The organism is Streptococcus sp. C150, from assembly GCF_000187445.1.
Taxonomy (GTDB): Bacteria; Bacillota; Bacilli; order Lactobacillales; family Streptococcaceae; genus Streptococcus; species Streptococcus raffinosi.
In genome coordinates this window covers 935,529-952,663 of the sequence record NZ_GL698449.1, presented here as the reverse complement: position 1 = coordinate 952,663, position 17,135 = coordinate 935,529, and the positions used below count along the sequence as shown (strand labels likewise).

The following is a 17,135-nucleotide window of genomic DNA, read 5'->3' as shown; positions in this document are numbered from 1 at the left end:
GTTCATTCACTAAAATACTCTTCAATGGAAATAAAAAGCGTATTTTAAGCTTTCTTTAAGGTTTGTTCTGTATAATGAAAAACTGTTAAGTAAGCATACTTATTTTCATAAAGCTGAGAGGGCGGCCATGTGGTCGTCTTTTTTGGGTGGAGTAATACAGAAATCTTAAGAAAATAGGTGAAAATTAATCATGCTACATAACTGAAATTATCCCACTTCCGTCATTACCGAAGTCAGGTCTCAAACACTATTAAGCATACCTATAAAATATGCTATAATAAAAGGGAAAGGAATATAGCTGAGGATTAGAAAGCAGAGAACTATCTCTGTTAGACTATTTTAGTCGAATATAGAAAGTCTTTAATCAAAATTTTTAATTTGTAATCTTTCTTAGCCGTAAAATGTATATTGGGAGGTGCAAAATGACTAGTTTACCCGTTGCTTTAACCATTGCCGGTACCGATCCAAGTGGAGGAGCCGGAATTATGGCTGATTTAAAATCTTTCCAAGCTAGAGATGTTTATGGAATGGCTGTAATTACTAGCGTAGTTGCTCAAAATACCAGGGGGGTTCAATTAATAGAGCATGTTTCTCCTCAAATGCTGAAAGCTCAATTGGAAAGTGTTTTTTCAGATATTTCCCCTCAAGCTGTAAAAACTGGTATGCTTGCGACTACGAAAATCATGGAGATGATCCAACCCTACTTAAAGCAACTTGATTGTCCCTATGTGCTTGATCATGTGATGGTAGCTACTAGTGGAGACGCTTTAATTGATACAAGTGCAAGAGACTATCTCAAAACAAATTTGCTGCCTCTTGCAACGATTATTACACCCAATCTTCCTGAAGCAGAAGAAATTGTCGGCTTTTCTATCAAAAACCAAGAAGATATGCAAAAGGCTGGGCATTTGATCCTAAAAGAATTTGGGCCTCAATCAGTTGTTATCAAAGGAGGACACCTCGAAGGTGGTGCCAAAGATTTCCTCTTCACAAAGGATGAAGAATTTGTCTGGGAAAGTCCACGAATTCAAACTTGCCATACCCATGGTACTGGTTGCACCTTTGCTGCAGTTATCACTGCTGAACTCGCAAAAGGGAAAAGCCTTTATCAAGCAGTAGATAAGGCCAAGGCTTTTATCACAAGAGCTATCCAAGATGCCCCTGAACTCGGGCATGGTTCAGGTCCTGTTAACCATACAACTTATAAAGATTAAAAAAGAGAGTGGGACAGAAATCGGTAATTCGTTAGAATTCGATTTCGTCGTCCCACCTCCGCACAGTTGAGTAGGGCTGTAAAAGCTGATGAAATCAGCGTAGTAGAGCCCACTCAACCACTGCGTCTTGCTTGACAATCCAAAAACAATTGAGAGGCTAGGACTTTTGTCCCAGCCTCTCTTACTTAGGGGATAATTTGATCTAATTTTATTAAAAATTCTTGGGTTCTCTTTTCAATATCTCTAGCCTGCATCAAATCACGAACTACTGCGATACCAGCAATATCTGTTCCAGAAAGTTGATGGATATTTTCACAAGTTAAACCTCCAATCGCTACTACTGGAATATTAACTGTTTGGCAGATGTCCTTTAAGGTAGAAATGAGGGTAATTGGGGCGTTTTCCTTGGTTGTTGTGGGGAAAATTGCTCCTGTTCCTAAGTAATCTGCTCCAGATTCTTCTGCTTCGAGTGCTCTTTTCACTGTTTTTGCAGTTACACCTAGTATTTTTTCTGTACCCAATACTTGTCTGGCTACAGAAACTGGGAGTTCGTCATCTCCGATATGCAGTCCTGCAGCATCGACAGCTAGGCACACATCCAAACGATCATCGATAATCAAGGGAACTTGGTAGGTATCGGTAGTTTGTTTCACTATTTTTGCAAGTTCATAATACTGATTGGTTGTGAGATTTTTTTCTCGTAGCTGGACCATGGTAACCCCTGACTGACAAGCTTGCTCAACCTTTTTAAGGAAGGTTTCAAGTGAATCTTGGTAGCGATTCGTAACCAGATACAATCTAAGTGTTTCTTTAAGCATAATAGTCTCCTTTGATTGCATCTAACCAGTTGGCATCCTTTTTTAAGAGGGACAATTGATTAAGAGTTTGAAAACGAAAGTCTTCTAGCCCCATTTCTTGGTCTATAATTTTCTCTGCAGCTATATTCAGATAAGACACTGCGAGACAAGATGCTTCGAAGGCTGTGGTCCCATAACTTAGGAAGACAGTAGCTAGAGCGCCAACAAGATCCCCTGTCCCTGTGATCCAGTCCAGTTCTAGACAACCATTGGTCAAAATTGCAACTTGACTAGCTGAAACAATGAGATCTTTAGGACCAGTAACTAAGAATGTACTTGTTGGATAGCCTTGACACCAGTCTTTTAGGACCCCCACTAAATCTGCTGTTTCTTGATCTTTCTGGCTGGCATCCACTCCAACTCCATGGTGCTTCAAACCCACTAGACTTCGAATTTCAGACATATTTCCCTTAATAATGGTTGGAGAATATTTCAAAATATCCATTGCTAAGGTTTTGCGGATAGGAGAGGCAGAGACGCCAACCACATCTAAAACCATAGGTAGCGAGGATTTGGATGCAAAGGATGCTACCTTAAGAATCGCTCGCTCCTTGTCAGCTGACAAATGCCCTAAATTCAATAAGATAGCTGCACTTTGCTTGGTAAAATCAAGGACCTCTCTGGAGTCATCTGCCATTACTGGCTTAGATCCCAGAGCCAAAATTGCATTAGCGACCATCTCACAGGAAATTTCATTAGTGATACAATGGATTAAATGACTTTCAGATAGAGGGAAGGGATTTTGAAAGGTATGCATCAGTCAATCCTTTCTTCAAAGAAATAGCTTTGCACCTTTTTAAAGAATTTCTGGGTAATTAAAAATCGAAATGATACAAAAGCTATGGCTGTCCCGATCAAGGTGGCTCCGATAAATCGTGGTGTGTAGATAAACCAGCTGAGTTTTGCAGCTGACCCTGTGAACAATACCATAACAGGATAAGAAACAATAGAGCCGATGATTCCTGTACCGATGATTTCTCCTAAGGCAGAAAAGTAGAATTTTCTACCATATTTGTAAAAGAGTCCTGCTAGTAGAGCTCCAAAGGTAGCTCCTGTTAGGGCCAAGGGAGGAATTCCTTGTGTTGTCATACGGATAAAGGCTGTCACAGTTGCCATGACTAAAGCATAGACTGGTCCCATTATGGTCCCTGCTAAAATATTCACAACACTAGACATAGGTGCCATTCCTTCGATGCGGAAGATGGGTGTTAGGACCACATCAAGTGCAATCATCATGGATAAAACGGTTAATTTATGAATTTGTAATTGGTTGGTCTTCATTTTTCATTATTCTCCTTTTTCTAAAGCCTGTAAGGTGCTTTTCCATGTTTGATGCTGGTAGGCCATTTCCCAAAACTGTGCTTCCATATGAACACTAATTCGGAAGGCTTCGAGCATTTTTTTCTTATCTAGCTCATCACTTTCCCTGTAGAGTTGATTGACTAGTTCAGTCTCTTCTTTTATTTGCTGTTCGAGTTCATCTGTAATATAAGTTTCAATCCACTTCTGGTAAAGGGCTTCGGGTGAAGGATTAAGATTAAGTGCCTTACCTATGTCATGGTACAACCACGGGCACGGGAGCAAGCTCGCAAAAGCAATGGCTACGTTCTCTTCCTCAAATTGACGATAAATATGCGAAATATAATGGTAGCAGGTTGGAGCAATCGGCTGCTCTGCCATTTCCTTGTCATTGATCCCCAACTCCTTGAAAAACTGTTGACGGATAAATAACTCACCTTCGACTAAACTCTGAGCATTTTGTTTCAAAAGTCTCCTCATTTCTTGTTTTGAAGTTTTTTTAGCTAAGTGATCATAGGCTTTTGAAAAGGCATTTAAGTAGTAGGCATCCTGAATCAAGTAATAGCGAAAAATGGATGGGTCTAAATTTCCCTTTTGTAACTCTAAAATAAAAGGGTGCTGAAAGGAAGCCAGCCAGGCCTCCCTAGAAAATTCCATAGCAATATCTGTAAATTCCATAATAACTCCTTTATAAAAACAGACTGATTTGAAGGGTTAAATAGATAAGTAGGTAGATGATTTTTGTCTGTCTGGGAATATAGAAGTTCCGATAGGACTTTTCTATCATGGCATCTTCATCATAGCCATGTGCTGATAAGGCTCTTAAGTATAGATGTCGCCATCTAAAGACGCTAATCAAGACCTTGCTATAAATCAAAGGGGACCAAAAATGCAATTTTTGCCCTCGTAACAAACAGGCCTCCTTTATGGATTTAATTTCTTTCTGAATCAGCGGAAAAGCATTGAAAACCACTAACAAGGCATAGGCCCAAGACCGTGACAATCCCATTTGTGCCAAATACAAGAGTAATTCTTTTAGTGAGATGCTTGTGATAAATACAATCCCTATACAAACTGTCACAAAACCCCTGGTTCCAAGTAAAACTGCTTGGGAAACATCTCCATGTAAATGAACTGCCCAGTAATTGGCAAAGCCTGGTAGGATAGCCAAGAAAACCATCCAAATCATCATATGAAACTTGCGATAAAAGCACATATAGACGATGCAAAAGAAGGCAACCGATAGATTGAGAGGAACCGATGGAACAAAGGAGGTTTCCAAGGATAAAAGTAGTAAAAAGAGGATTGTTACCGGAGTTTGAGTGGGGACTTTAACCATTCTATCTCACCTCCGTTTTATCTTCTATACCAAGAGATCTTAGTGGCCTTGTGATAGAAACTTCTTTAAGATGTTTTAACCCTGTAGATGTCATTTCAATCCAGTAATCAACTAGTGACTCAAGCGGATCTAAACGATGGGAAATAATTAAAAAGCTACGTCCTTTTTGACTATCCTCCCTTATCCACCTACAAACATAATCACAAGCCCTATCGTCCAAACCTGCAAACGGTTCATCTAATAAGACAACAGTAGCTTGACTTGTCATTATTGTCAATAATTGAACCATCTTTTGCTGTCCCCCACTTAACTGATAGGGACTCTTATCTAAGGAATTCTCCAAATCAAACAATTGCAGTATTTCCTTGACTCTTTTATCGTTCTCACTATCTAGGTCATCTAACTGGAGCTCTTTTTTGAGACTGGCTCTGATAAACTGCTTATCCGCCTCTTGTGCCACATACGTTATCTCATCATATAGACTTTTTTTCTTTTTTAATAGCCTATTCTTCCAACGAATCTTCCCTTTATACTTCTGAAATTGGAGAATGGAACGAAAGAGGGTTGATTTCCCAACACCATTATCCCCTAGGATACAGGAAATCCCTTCATAGAATGTAAAATCAGCAATGGAAAAGAGAGGAGAATTATTTAGGCTACAGGTCATTTGATCCATATGAAAAAGATCCTGACTATAGCCGACTTTCTTTGAAAAAACTTCTCTAGTTTCAGAGGAAGGGATTTTGAATATTTTTTTGATTTCGTCGTCTCTTAGTTCAACCATATGGTCGATATAGGCTTCATAGTCGGATAAATCATGATCACAGAGAATAATCGTTTTACCTGCTTCAACCAGTTCCTTCAAAATCCCAAGTATCTCAAGCCGACTTTTACGATCAATAGATGCAAAGGGTTCGTCTAAAAGATAGACACTAGGATTCATGGCAAAGAGTACTGCTAGGGCCGCTTTCTGTTTTTCTCCCCCTGACAATTGGTGAATCGGACGGTGGAGAATTTTTTGGCTGCTACATTTTTCCACAACTTCCTCTATTTTAGAATCAATCTCTTGAATTGGATAAGCAATATTTTCTAAGGAAAAGACCAATTCCTCAAACAAGGTCTCCATGGTAAATTGATGATGGGGGTTTTGAAATAGGATACCGACTAATTGGACACGTTCTGCTACAGAAAGTTGTCTCATATCAATTCCATCGATAAGAATCTGACCACTATATGGCACTGGACTGAGTTGGGCAATAATTTGAAAAAGGGTTGATTTACCCGAACCACTTTTCCCAACCAACAAAGTAAAAGCTTGGGACTGAAATGTAAAGTCAATCGGCTTTGTGAAAGAGGGATAGACAATCCCCTTTAATTCTACTCCCATCTATGCTTTACTCCTAGAGGAAAACCGATGGTAAAGTTTGACCGTAGTACGAACTAGAATCGCACAGAAGAAAAATACTGATGCAAATCGTACCAAAAGCAAGGATAATACGAAGGGAAGAGAAAAGGCATAGTAACCTAACTTAATGTATTCATAGACAAAGCTAAAGAGTGTAATTCCAATACTATTAGCGGTCAGTGAAAGCCAACTTTCATAACGATTCTTGGTGATAAGAAAGCCGAATTCACTTCCTAAGCCTTGAACCAAACCGGATAATAGAGCTCCTAAACCGAATTGACTACCATAAAGGACTTCAGCAAGGGCAGCTAAAACTTCTCCAATAGTTGCACTACCGATTCGTGGGATGAAAATAGCAGTAATAGGTGCAGCCATACACCAAAGACCAAATAATATTTCGTTGGCAAAAGCCTGCAATCCTAAAGGTGTCAAAATGATAGTGAGAACATCAAATAGATATCCTGAACCTATAAAAACACCACCAAAAAAGATAGACAAGAAAGCAAGTAAGATAACATCTTTTAAACGCCATTTTTTAAACATAAAAACTCCTTTTTAAGACAGTTGGGCATTTAAGAAAGACTTACCACAAAACTCTACATCTAGTCTATCTGGTAAAAATTAAAAAACTCCAATTACAATCAAGAATTAGAGTTTTGCTTATAAGATTAGACAGTTCTTTTCGACACACGAAAAAAACCTTTTCACATTTCCCTTCGCCAGTATTAACTGTAGCAGGTTCAATGGGTATCATCTCAGCCTAAAGCACCCCAAATGTCTTTACTATTTTTATTAGGTCTTCATTATAACAGAAAATTCTGATATTTTCAAGAGCCAGAATGACTAGGTTATGAATAGAAAGTTTGTTAGAAAGCACTTTTTTAGAGATATAAAGACATCGTCACAGAAGCAGACTTGTTTATCCTGAGTCTAGAGCAATTCAAAAATATAGAGTAGTACAGGTTCTATCGTAAATAAAGTAATAATGCCTAAAATTAAACCCACCCAATCTGAATCATTTCTTTACGAAATACCTTCAGACTGAGTGGTATTTTTAGCTATTTTTCAATTTTAAAGTAAGACTGAGATTGAAGTGCTTTTAGTAACAAGAGACTAAATAGTGTTGTTAGGGTAATTTTGATGAGGTCTGGTAGTACAAATGGTAGGACTACCAATTTTAGAGTAGTTGGGATAGGAGAGTGAGTGAAAATTATAAAGCCAATGGCACCTCCGATGAAAAGGACCACTTCACCTAAAAAGTTTGCGATGAAAATTTGTATTAGGCTTTTCTTACGATTTGCAATAAGTGATGTGACTAATGCTCTTAGTGGGAAGAAAAGTAAAAATCCACCAGTTGGTCCAATAAAGGCGTGAAGACCACCATTGCCACCAGAGAAAACTGGTAGACCAATTGCTCCTAATAAAAGGTAAAGTAAAACGGAAAGGGTTGCTTCTTTAGGGCGATACAATGTAGCAATTAAGCCTATTACCAATGTTTGAAGTGTGATAGGAATAGGTCCTAAAGCAATCTGAAATGGCGATAGAGCTACGATTAAGGCAGCACCTAGTGCAATCAAGGTTATGGAATAAGTTTTGTTCATTTATGTTAACCTCTTATATATTTTTTGTTAACCATTTTATAAAAAGTCACCTCTGATGTCAATATTTTCATCGATAATGTGGTGGTAGGCGGGTATTCACCTTGTTGTCTCAATGGTTGGTCAGCTGAATATCAACGATTGTGGGATTGTGGTATAATCAAGTCAGAATGAATTCTGAAAGGATATTACTCTTGCCATACAAATTTCTATTTTTCGACCTTGATCATACCCTCCTTGATTTTAATGGTGCTGAAGATACTGCTTTAACCTCTTTTCTTGAGGAGGCTGGAGTAGCTCCAAAAGATATTAAGACTTACAAGGATTACTATATTCCGATGAATCGTGCCATGTGGGAAGATTTGAATCATGGCTTGATTACAAAAGCTGAATTGCTTCGTACCCGTTTTTCACGTCTCTTTGAGCATTTTGGTCGGGAAGTTGATGGTGCTTATTTGGCTGAGCGTTATCAAGAGTTTCTGAGTCAACAGGGGCAGGAGTTGCCTCAGGCTCATGCCTTTATAGCTGAAGTTAAGTCACGTGGCTACAAGATTTATGCCGCAACCAATGGTGTTTCTTATATTCAACGTGGTCGTTTGCAGGCTTCAAGCCTATTACCATTCTTTGATGCAGTTTTCATCTCAGACGAAGTCGGTGAACACAAACCGTCAAAAGACTTTTTTGATAAAATAGCTGCCCATATCCCTAATTTTGACCCAAAGGCAGCCCTTATGATTGGAGATAGTTTGACAGCTGATATTCAAGGTGCTAATAATGCCGGAATTGATAGCATTTGGTTTAATCCCAAAGGTTTGGCAAATGAAACACCCGCTGTTCCAACCTATCAAGTCAAAAACTACCAAGGCATTTTGAACATTTTGAGCAATTAATTTTGTTTCAATATTATTGCTATTTATGGGATTAATGGATTCAAAAATCTTCATAAAATGTAGTTAGACCATTTTTGATTGTGTAATATACAAAGTTAGTTTGCAAATGACTTTGAATAATAAATTTTTGCGAACGAAGTGATTGTAAACCGAGACTTTCCGCCGTGATATAAACGCCTATGACAATTTTTTCAGGCGTTTGGAAGTTTGAAGACCTTAGACTCGAAACTTAGTCATGGAACTTCGAAGGAGTTCGCTGACGTCCGTTATCACCTTAGGAAAGTCTCAAAAGAGAAATTTGTCTTTAATTTTAGAGAGCTTTTCAGCTCTTTTTTTGCTACAATGAGAGCATGAATGATCTGATTAAACATAAGTTGGAATTGCTTCCTGACAACCCAGGTTGCTATCTCCACAAGGACAAATTCGGCAATATTATCTATGTCGGTAAGGCTAAAAATCTAAAAAATCGTGTCCGTAGTTATTTTCGAGGAAGCCATGATACCAAGACGGAGCTATTGGTATCTGAGATTGCAGACTTTGAATTTATCGTAACTGAGTCTAATATTGAAGCCCTGCTTTTGGAAATTAACCTCATCCAAGAGAATATGCCCAAATTTAACATTCGCCTCAAGGATGACAAATCTTACCCATTTATCAAGATTACCAAGGAGCTCTATCCAAGGCTTTTGATCACCCGTCAGGTTAAGAAAGATGGAGGTCTCTACTTTGGTCCCTACCCAGATGCTGGTGCTGCCAATGAAATCAAGAAACTTTTGGACCGTATTTTCCCCTTTAAGAAATGTAAAAATCCTGCCAATAAGGTCTGTTTCTATTACCATATTGGACAATGTAATGCCCACACCATCTGTCATACTACCAGGGACTATTGGCAAGGTTTGGTTGAGGATGTCAAGAATTTCCTAAATGGGCACGACAACAAAATCGTTAATCAGCTCAAGGTCAAGATGAAGGACATGTCTGACCAGATGGAGTTTGAACGGGCAGCGGAGTATCGGGACCTGATTGAGGCAGTATCGACGCTTAGGACCAAGCAAAGGGTTATTCGTCAGGATATGCAGGATCGTGATATCTTCGGTTACTACGTGGACAAGGGGTGGATGTGTGTTCAGGTTTTCTTTGTCCGTCAGGGAAAACTCATTCAGCGTGATGTCAATATGTTCCCCTATTATAATGAAGCCGAAGAGGATTTTCTGACCTATATGGGGCAGTTTTATCTGGATAGTCGTCATCTCAAGCCTAAGGAGATTTTCATTCCAGGGGACATTGATCAGGAGTCTGTCGAAGCTCTGGTTGGAGATGGAGTTAAGGTCTTCAAGCCTCAACGTGGAGAAAAGAAGCAGTTGGTTAATCTGGCGACTAAAAATGCTCGTGTCAGTCTGACTCAAAAATTTGATCTCCTCGAAAAAGACTTGGCTAAGACTCAAGGAGCCGTTGAAAATCTAGGCAAACTCATGGGCATTCCGACACCGGTCCGTATCGAGTCCTTTGATAACTCTAACATCATGGGAACAAGCCCAGTATCTGCCATGGTTGTCTTTGAAAATGGCAAACCCAATAAAAAAGAGTATCGCAAATACAAGATTAAGACGGTTCAAGGGCCTGATGATTATGCTAGTATGCGTGAGGTTATTCGTCGTCGCTATAGTCGTGTCAAACGTGACGGTTTAACGCCACCAGACCTCATTATCATGGATGGTGGTCAAGGTCAGGTCAATGTCGCCAAGGATGTGCTTCGCAAGGAACTCAATCTCTCTATTCCAGTTGCGGGTCTTCAGAAAAATGACAAGCACCAAACCAACGAATTGCTCTTTGGGGATCCCTTGCAGGTTATTGATTTGCCACGTCAATCCGAGGAATTTTTCCTCCTTCACCGCATTCAGGATGAAGTCCACCGATTTGCCATCACCTTCCACCGCCAAGTTCGTAGTAAGAATAGCTTTAGCTCTAAACTCGATGGGGTGGAGGGTCTTGGGCCTAAACGTAAACAAAAACTTCTCAAACACTTCAAGTCTATGACAGCTATCCAAAAAGCTACTGTCGAGGATATCCATGCCCTTGGCATTCCAGAAAAAGTAGCACAGGCTCTGTTAGACAAATTGAATGATGATAACAATTAAAGAAACTTAATGAATTAAGCTCATTTTTTGTTATAATAAGAATAATTAAAAAAGAAAGGAGTCATGCTATCAAGAACGAAGCTAAAATTGAACGTCTTCTAGATAAAGGACGCCGAGGCCTTCTTCGTGGTATCTTTAGTCGTGCCACGATTATCCTCTTAATCATCTTGCTACAGCTTGTTGTTGTGACCATGTCTTACTTGTGGTTGCACCAATACAGGGTCCATCTTCAGGTAACAGAGGTGGTCCTTCGTATCCTAGCCATTATCTATCTCTTTCAAAGTGATATGGAGTCGACGGCTGTTAATACATGGCTCCTGATAGTCTTGCCTTTTCCTATTATCGGAACCCTCCTTTTGGCCTATACGAAACTTGATTTGGGCTATAGAGGGATGAAGGGGGCCATTCAGAGCAATATTGACCGTAGTTCTGGTATTTTAAAACAGGATGAGCAGGCTCTTGAAGAGCTTAAACAGCGTCACACCAGCAACTATAATCTGGTTCAATATCTTGAAAATGTGAATGGGCATTTTCCGGTCTATCGTCACACGAAGACCACCTATTTTCCAAGTGGTGAAGCCAAGTTCGAGGAAATGAAAAAGCAGCTCTTAAAGGCTGAGAAGTATATTTTCTTGGAATATTTCATCATTGACGAGGGTGATATGTGGGGCGAAATCCTAGCCATCTTGAAACAAAAGGTTCAAGAAGGGGTGGAAGTGCGTGTCATGTATGACGGCATGATTGAATTTTCAACCTTGAGTTTCGACTATAAGAAACGATTGGAAAAAATTGGGATTCAATCTCGTGTTTTTGCGTCGGTTACCCCTTTTCTGTCAACCTATTACAATTACCGTGACCACAGGAAAATCTTGCTGATTGATGGTAAGGTCGCCTTCACAGGTGGCGTTAATCTTGCTGACGAATACATCAATAAGATTGAGCGTTTTGGTCATTGGAAAGACACTGCACTCATGGTGGAGGGTCCGGCAGTTGATACTTTCTTAGTCATCTTTCTGCAGATGTGGACCTATTCTAACGAAAGGTTAGATGTGACGCCCTATATGGTTGAACATGAGGCCTTTGATACCCCTGGCTTTGTTGTTCCTTATGGAGATATTCCATTGGACAAGGATAAGGTTGGTGAGAATGTCTATATCGACATTCTTAACCATGCGCGTGATTTTGTTCATATCATGACACCTTATCTCATTTTGGATGGTGAATTACTCCATGCTTTGAAGTTTGCGGCAGAGCGGGGCGTAGATGTCAGCATCATCATGCCAGGCATTCCTGATAAAAGGACAGTCTACTACTTGGCTAAGACCTACTACCCAACACTTTTGGAATCTGGTGTTAAAATTTATGAGTACACCCCAGGATTTGTTCATGCTAAGGTCTTTGTCAGTGACAATAGTAGGGCAACCGTTGGAACCATTAATTTGGATTATCGTAGCCTTTATCACCACTTTGAGTGTGCGACCTATCTCTATAGGACTGATTCAGTTCTAGCGATTGAAGAAGATTTCCAAGCAACAAAAGCCAAGTGTCACCAAGTGACTGTCGCTGATGTCGAAAATCTTCCTTTCTATCAAAAGGCCTTGGGCTTACTGGCAAAATTAGTCGCACCATTGATGTAGTGACATAGCTTGTTAAAAGAGGGTTGAACCCTCTTTTTTGATAGGTTACAATAAAGATAATCAAGTCAGAGGAGAAAATGATGTTAACCATTCGTCCAGTCAAGCTGTCAGATGCGAAGGCAATTCAGTCTATCTATGCCCCCTATGTTGAAAAGACAGCGATTACCTTTGAATATGAGGTTCCCAGTGTTCAAGAATTTGAGAATCGTATCAATAAAACCCTTGAAAATTATCCTTATCTGGTCGCTGAAGAGAATGGGCAAGTTCTGGGATATGCCTATGCTTCAACCTACTATGCCCGGACAGCTTATAATTGGACAACTGAATTGTCCATCTATTTGCACGAAGATGCCCGTGGTCGAGGTTTGGGAAGCCAACTTTACGATGCCCTTGAAAAAGAGTTGAAAAAGCGTGGTTTTCTGCGTTTCTTAGCCTGTATAGCTGTTCCAAATGAGGCTAGTATCGCCATGCATGAAAAACGTGGTTATGTCCAAGTTGCTCATTTTCCAAAAGTGGGCTACAAGTTTGAGCAATGGCATGATATTGTCTGGATGCAAAAGACCTTAAATGGTCCTGTTAGAAAAATAGAAAAATGAGCTATTAGCTATCAATAATACAGGTTAATTGCTCATGCCTTTTACCTATGTTAGAATATCACTAAGACTTAATAAATTGCTGAAAGAGGTCGGAATACAAAGCCGATTTTTTCATTCTAAAGGAGCCTATATGTCCCAAGAAATAAGTGCCCGGCTATTGCCTCAGAAGCCGTCTAAATGGGCTAAAATTCTACTTAATCGTAAGGTACCCATTTTCCTGTTTTTCTTACTGGAATTGGCCTTTCTTGTCTTTTCATATATTAGCCTACAAGAGCATTTCCCATCTATTATCTTATGGGAACACTTATTGAGTGTTTTTACCCTTTTTTATTTGCTCAATCGTTCCATGGACTCCCGTTCCAAACTTTCTTGGTTGATCATCATTGCCCTCTTTCCCATTTTTGGGACAGCTTTGCTCTATTTTTCGCTCGCTGATTTTGGTGTTAGACGTTTGAAAAAGCGTCTTGTGGAAGCAACAGTTCAGGCTTCAGACTATTTGGCTACTGAGCTAGAGGTTGAGGACTATCTTTCTCATAGCGATAGGCAACTGCAAAGACTGGCTTATTTTCTGGAGCATAGTCCTGCTCATTTTCCAATTTATAGAGATACTGAAGTGACTTATTTCCCACTTGGAGATGATATGCTTCCAGCCTTGTTGGAGGATCTGAAAAAGGCAGAGCGTTATATCTTTATGGAATATTTCATCATTGATGAAGGAGTCATGTGGGGAGAGATTTTAGCCATCTTGGAGGAAAAGGCTAAGGAAGGCCTGGACGTTCGTGTCATGTTTGATGGGATGAATGAGATGACCACCTTGTCCTACGATTATATCAAGCGACTGCACAAGGTTGGCATTAAAGCTCAGACCTTCTCACCAGTCAAGCCCATCCTATCAACCTATTACAATTACCGAGACCACCGAAAAATCACAGTGATTGATGGTCAGGTCGCTTATACTGGTGGCGTTAATATTGCTGATGAATATGTCAATAAACGTCAACGTTTTGGACATTGGAAGGACACAGCCCTTCGCCTAGATGGTTCAGCTGTTCAAACGCTAAAAGTTCTCTTTTTGACCATGTGGACGGTGACTGGAGTAGAAGACAAGACAGATATGGAGCACTATCTACAAGAAAAACCTCAAAAAAGCAAGAGTCAGGGTTTGGTTCTCCCTTATGCCAATTCACCTTTGACCTACCACAAGGTTGCAGAAAATGTTTACCTCCATCTTCTCAATACATCCACTGATTACGTTTATATTATGACACCTTACCTGATTTTGGATGACGAACTCGTCAGAGCCATGACCTTTGCGGCTAGACGAGGTGTAGATGTACGTATCATTATGCCGGGGATTCCTGATAAGCAGTATGCCTTTGATATTGCGACGACTTACTTTAAACCCTTGTTAGATGCTGGCGTTCGCATTTTCCGATATACACCAGGCTTTGTTCACGCTAAAATTTATGTTTCGGATGCCAAACAGGCTGTGGTTGGGACCATTAACACAGACTACCGTAGCCTCTATCAAAATTTTGAAAATGGGGTTTATCTTTATAAAAATCTAGAAGTGCTTAAGATTGAACAAGATTTTGAAGTAACCCAGGCACTCTCAGAGGAAGTAACTTTGGAAACTTTATCTAAAATGCCTATGTTCCATCGTCTAGGTGGCTATCTCTTTTCTCTGATAGGACCTTTAATGTAATTTTACGGATTTCCCCGACTTTTCTTCTGTGGTATAATAAGGCCATAAGATGAATAAGGGGATTTTTTAATGAAAAAAGTAATGGTTTTCTTAGGTGTGACCTTGGTGTCAGGCCTAATTTTGACAACAGCACAAGAAGTTAAAGCTCAAGAAACTTCTGAAAACATCATCGCTCTACGTAGCAGACGAGGTGGCTCTCGTTCTTCAAACAGGGGTAGCAGAAGCGGATCCAAATCAGGCTTTGGTTCTAGCAAAGGACATCATTCTGATAGTGATTCAGGAAAAGGTTTTAAGTCTGATAGTGGGGCCAGTAAGAGCTACAAGTCAAGTAGTGACCATGATAATTACGCTAGTTCTAGTAGCTCGCATAGTTCGGGTACGGACAGTGATACTAGCTCTAAATCAAATAGCAGTCAGAGCCATTCAGAAAGCCAGTCTTCTTTTGGTAATAGTTCTAGCAAGTCAAAATCGGATACAAATTCAGGCTACACAAAGCCTCAGATGTCTTCTCCTGAGCTAAATGACACTGAACGCTCTAACTTTCAATCGGGTGCTAAAGTAAGTGATGAAGAGACACTCAAAAAGTATTCCAAACAAAATGATGATTTTTCGGATGAACAGGCCAAAAGTATTTTTGACAATAATGACGACTATCAAACCCGTGACCGTTATTACCGACAAGATGTCATCCGTAATCCTTGGTTCTGGATGTATATGAGTCGACGCTCTTATCATCGCTATGGAAATTCCTATCATTCAAAAGTCAATAATAACGCTTATACCAAGGGCTACCAGGATGGCTTTGCGGATGCCGAAAAAGGCATCGATAATTATGATTCATATTCAAAGGAATCAACTCTTCTTGGTAAGTTCACAACAACTTCAGAGAAAACAGCCTACCTCCGTGGCTACAAAGATGGTCATGATGATGGCAAAGAAGGCAGATGGTTAAGATACGATACCTTAATGGAATTCATGGCTTGACTCTGTCGCCCATTATGCTAGAATAGAAACATGCGATGAGTCGATTGGCTCTTAGGAGCCTTTTGCGCTGAGGAGGTCTACATTAGATTGTAACGCAGGAGCGGACCTTGAGTAGTTGTGTGAACCTGCTACTCTCATCGAAAGATGCCTCTTATCCCTTGCCGTTTGGTAGGGGATTTTTCTTTATTCTTGGCTTTTTTACCCTTTTCAACTGGACTTAAACGTAGTATAATAGATTCACTAAACTAAATTGATAGAAAATTCCGAAAGAGGTTTAACTATGGGATACACAGTTGCTGTTGTCGGTGCTACAGGTGCCGTAGGTGCTCAAATGATCAAAATGTTGGAAGAATCAACACTTCCAATTGATAAGGTTCGCTACCTTGCGTCTGCACGTTCTGCAGGAAAAGTTTTGCAGTTCAAAGGTCAAGATGTGACTATTGAGGAAACGACTGAAGACGTGTTTGAAGGCGTTGATATTGCCCTCTTCTCAGCTGGTGGGTCAACCTCTGCCAAATATGCACCTTACGCTGTTAAAGCAGGTGCAGTAGTTGTTGATAACACATCTTACTTCCGTCAAAATCCAGACGTACCATTGGTTGTGCCTGAAGTCAATGCACATGCGCTTGATGCCCACAACGGTATTATCGCCTGCCCTAACTGTTCAACCATTCAAATGATGGTTGCCCTTGAACCAGTTCGTCAAAAATGGGGCTTGGACCGTGTCATCGTGTCAACTTATCAAGCTGTTTCAGGTGCAGGTATGGGAGCTATTATTGAAACCCAACGTGAGTTGAAAGAAGTATTGAATGATGGCGTTAATCCACGTGATGTTAAAGCCAACATCTTGCCATGTGGTGGCGATAAGAAACACTACCCAATCGCCTTCAACGCTTTGGCTCAAATTGACGTCTTCACAGAAAACGACTATACTTACGAAGAAATGAAGATGACAAACGAAACTAAGAAAATCATGGAAGACGACAGCATTGCTGTATCAGCAACCTGTGTGCGTATTCCAGTCTTGTCAGCTCACTCAGAGTCAGTCTATATTGAAACAAAAGAAGTGGCACCAATTGACGAAGTGAAAGCTGCGATTGCAGCCTTCCCAGGTGCTGTTCTTGAAGACGACGTTGCTAACCAAGTTTACCCACAAGCTGTTAACGCTGTAGGTTCACGTGATACTTTTGTTGGACGTATCCGTAAAGATTTGGATGCTGAAAAAGGTATCCACATGTGGGTTGTTTCAGATAACCTCCTTAAAGGTGCTGCTTGGAACTCAGTCCAAATCGCAGAAACCCTTCACGAACGTGGTTTGGTTCATCCAACATCAGAATTGAAATTTGAATTGAAATAGGGAGTAAAACAGAAATCAGTAACTCGAAGAGTTTGATTTCGTAGTTTTACCCCCGCACAGTTGATTAGGAAGTACGAATGTTGCAAACATGAGTAGTTCCAATCAACCACTGCGCC

At 40.1% G+C, this 17,135-nt stretch carries 16 protein-coding genes and 1 riboswitch; of the genes, 8 read left to right on the top strand and 8 right to left on the bottom strand.

The window, feature by feature from the left end; translation table 11 throughout:
* The first annotated feature begins 422 nt into the window (after nucleotides 1–422).
* The gene (gene thiD, locus HMPREF0848_RS04430; protein ID WP_008534906.1) at nucleotides 423–1,214 is read left to right on the top strand and encodes a bifunctional hydroxymethylpyrimidine kinase/phosphomethylpyrimidine kinase; all 792 of its coding nucleotides are present in this window, start codon (nucleotides 423–425) and stop codon (nucleotides 1,212–1,214) included.
* 185 nt (nucleotides 1,215–1,399) lie between these two features.
* Here thiD and thiE read toward each other — a convergent pair whose 3' ends face one another.
* From thiE to HMPREF0848_RS04390, 8 genes are all read right to left on the bottom strand, one after another.
* A complete protein-coding gene (gene thiE / locus HMPREF0848_RS04425; RefSeq protein WP_008534905.1) occupies nucleotides 1,400–2,032 on the bottom strand; it encodes a thiamine phosphate synthase in 633 nt (210 codons plus the stop codon).
* Nucleotides 2,025–2,828, bottom strand: a complete 804-nt coding sequence (locus HMPREF0848_RS04420) for a hydroxyethylthiazole kinase (protein ID WP_008534904.1) — start codon at nucleotides 2,826–2,828, stop codon at nucleotides 2,025–2,027. Before HMPREF0848_RS04420 ends, thiE begins: the two co-directional genes overlap by 8 nt.
* The gene (thiW, locus tag HMPREF0848_RS04415) at nucleotides 2,828–3,352 is read right to left on the bottom strand and encodes an energy coupling factor transporter S component ThiW (protein WP_008534903.1); all 525 of its coding nucleotides are present in this window, start codon (nucleotides 3,350–3,352) and stop codon (nucleotides 2,828–2,830) included. Before thiW ends, HMPREF0848_RS04420 begins: the two co-directional genes overlap by 1 nt.
* Nucleotides 3,353–3,358: 6 nt before the next feature.
* Entirely contained in the window at nucleotides 3,359–4,048 is a 690-nt protein-coding gene (gene tenA, locus HMPREF0848_RS04410) for a thiaminase II (RefSeq protein ID WP_008534902.1), read from the bottom strand.
* 10 nt (nucleotides 4,049–4,058) lie between these two features.
* Entirely contained in the window at nucleotides 4,059–4,709 is a 651-nt protein-coding gene (locus HMPREF0848_RS04405) for an energy-coupling factor transporter transmembrane component T (protein WP_008534901.1), read from the bottom strand.
* Nucleotide 4,710: 1 nt separating this feature from the next.
* Nucleotides 4,711–6,096, bottom strand: a complete 1,386-nt coding sequence (locus HMPREF0848_RS04400; RefSeq protein ID WP_008534900.1) for an ATP-binding cassette domain-containing protein — start codon at nucleotides 6,094–6,096, stop codon at nucleotides 4,711–4,713.
* Complete coding sequence (locus tag HMPREF0848_RS04395) at nucleotides 6,097–6,657, bottom strand: ECF transporter S component (protein WP_008534899.1); 561 nt, start codon at nucleotides 6,655–6,657, stop codon at nucleotides 6,097–6,099.
* Nucleotides 6,658–6,808: 151 nt separating this feature from the next.
* A riboswitch (TPP riboswitch) is annotated at nucleotides 6,809–6,897 on the bottom strand.
* A 275-nt stretch (nucleotides 6,898–7,172) separates the two neighbouring features.
* A complete protein-coding gene (locus HMPREF0848_RS04390; RefSeq protein WP_037608929.1) occupies nucleotides 7,173–7,715 on the bottom strand; it encodes a biotin transporter BioY in 543 nt (180 codons plus the stop codon).
* A 191-nt stretch (nucleotides 7,716–7,906) separates the two neighbouring features.
* Here HMPREF0848_RS04390 and HMPREF0848_RS04385 point away from each other — a divergent pair, with 191 nt between their 5' ends.
* From HMPREF0848_RS04385 to HMPREF0848_RS04355, 7 genes are all read left to right on the top strand, one after another.
* Nucleotides 7,907–8,602, top strand: a complete 696-nt coding sequence (locus HMPREF0848_RS04385; RefSeq protein WP_008534897.1) for a YjjG family noncanonical pyrimidine nucleotidase — start codon at nucleotides 7,907–7,909, stop codon at nucleotides 8,600–8,602.
* A gap of 350 nt (nucleotides 8,603–8,952) precedes the next feature.
* On the top strand, nucleotides 8,953–10,740 hold the full coding sequence (gene uvrC, locus HMPREF0848_RS04380) for an excinuclease ABC subunit UvrC (RefSeq protein WP_008534895.1): 1,788 nt from the start codon (nucleotides 8,953–8,955) through the stop codon (nucleotides 10,738–10,740).
* A gap of 86 nt (nucleotides 10,741–10,826) precedes the next feature.
* The gene (gene cls / locus HMPREF0848_RS04375) at nucleotides 10,827–12,377 is read left to right on the top strand and encodes a cardiolipin synthase (protein WP_198003211.1); all 1,551 of its coding nucleotides are present in this window, start codon (nucleotides 10,827–10,829) and stop codon (nucleotides 12,375–12,377) included.
* A gap of 80 nt (nucleotides 12,378–12,457) precedes the next feature.
* A complete protein-coding gene (locus HMPREF0848_RS04370) occupies nucleotides 12,458–12,973 on the top strand; it encodes a GNAT family N-acetyltransferase (protein WP_037608927.1) in 516 nt (171 codons plus the stop codon).
* Between the two features lie 130 nt (nucleotides 12,974–13,103).
* A complete protein-coding gene (cls, locus tag HMPREF0848_RS04365; protein ID WP_008534890.1) occupies nucleotides 13,104–14,678 on the top strand; it encodes a cardiolipin synthase in 1,575 nt (524 codons plus the stop codon).
* A gap of 69 nt (nucleotides 14,679–14,747) precedes the next feature.
* Complete coding sequence (locus HMPREF0848_RS04360; RefSeq protein WP_008534889.1) at nucleotides 14,748–15,662, top strand: hypothetical protein; 915 nt, start codon at nucleotides 14,748–14,750, stop codon at nucleotides 15,660–15,662.
* 280 nt (nucleotides 15,663–15,942) lie between these two features.
* Nucleotides 15,943–17,019, top strand: coding sequence for an aspartate-semialdehyde dehydrogenase (locus HMPREF0848_RS04355; RefSeq protein WP_008534887.1), 1,077 nt, complete (start codon nucleotides 15,943–15,945; stop codon nucleotides 17,017–17,019).
* The last annotated feature ends 116 nt before the right edge of the window (nucleotides 17,020–17,135 follow it).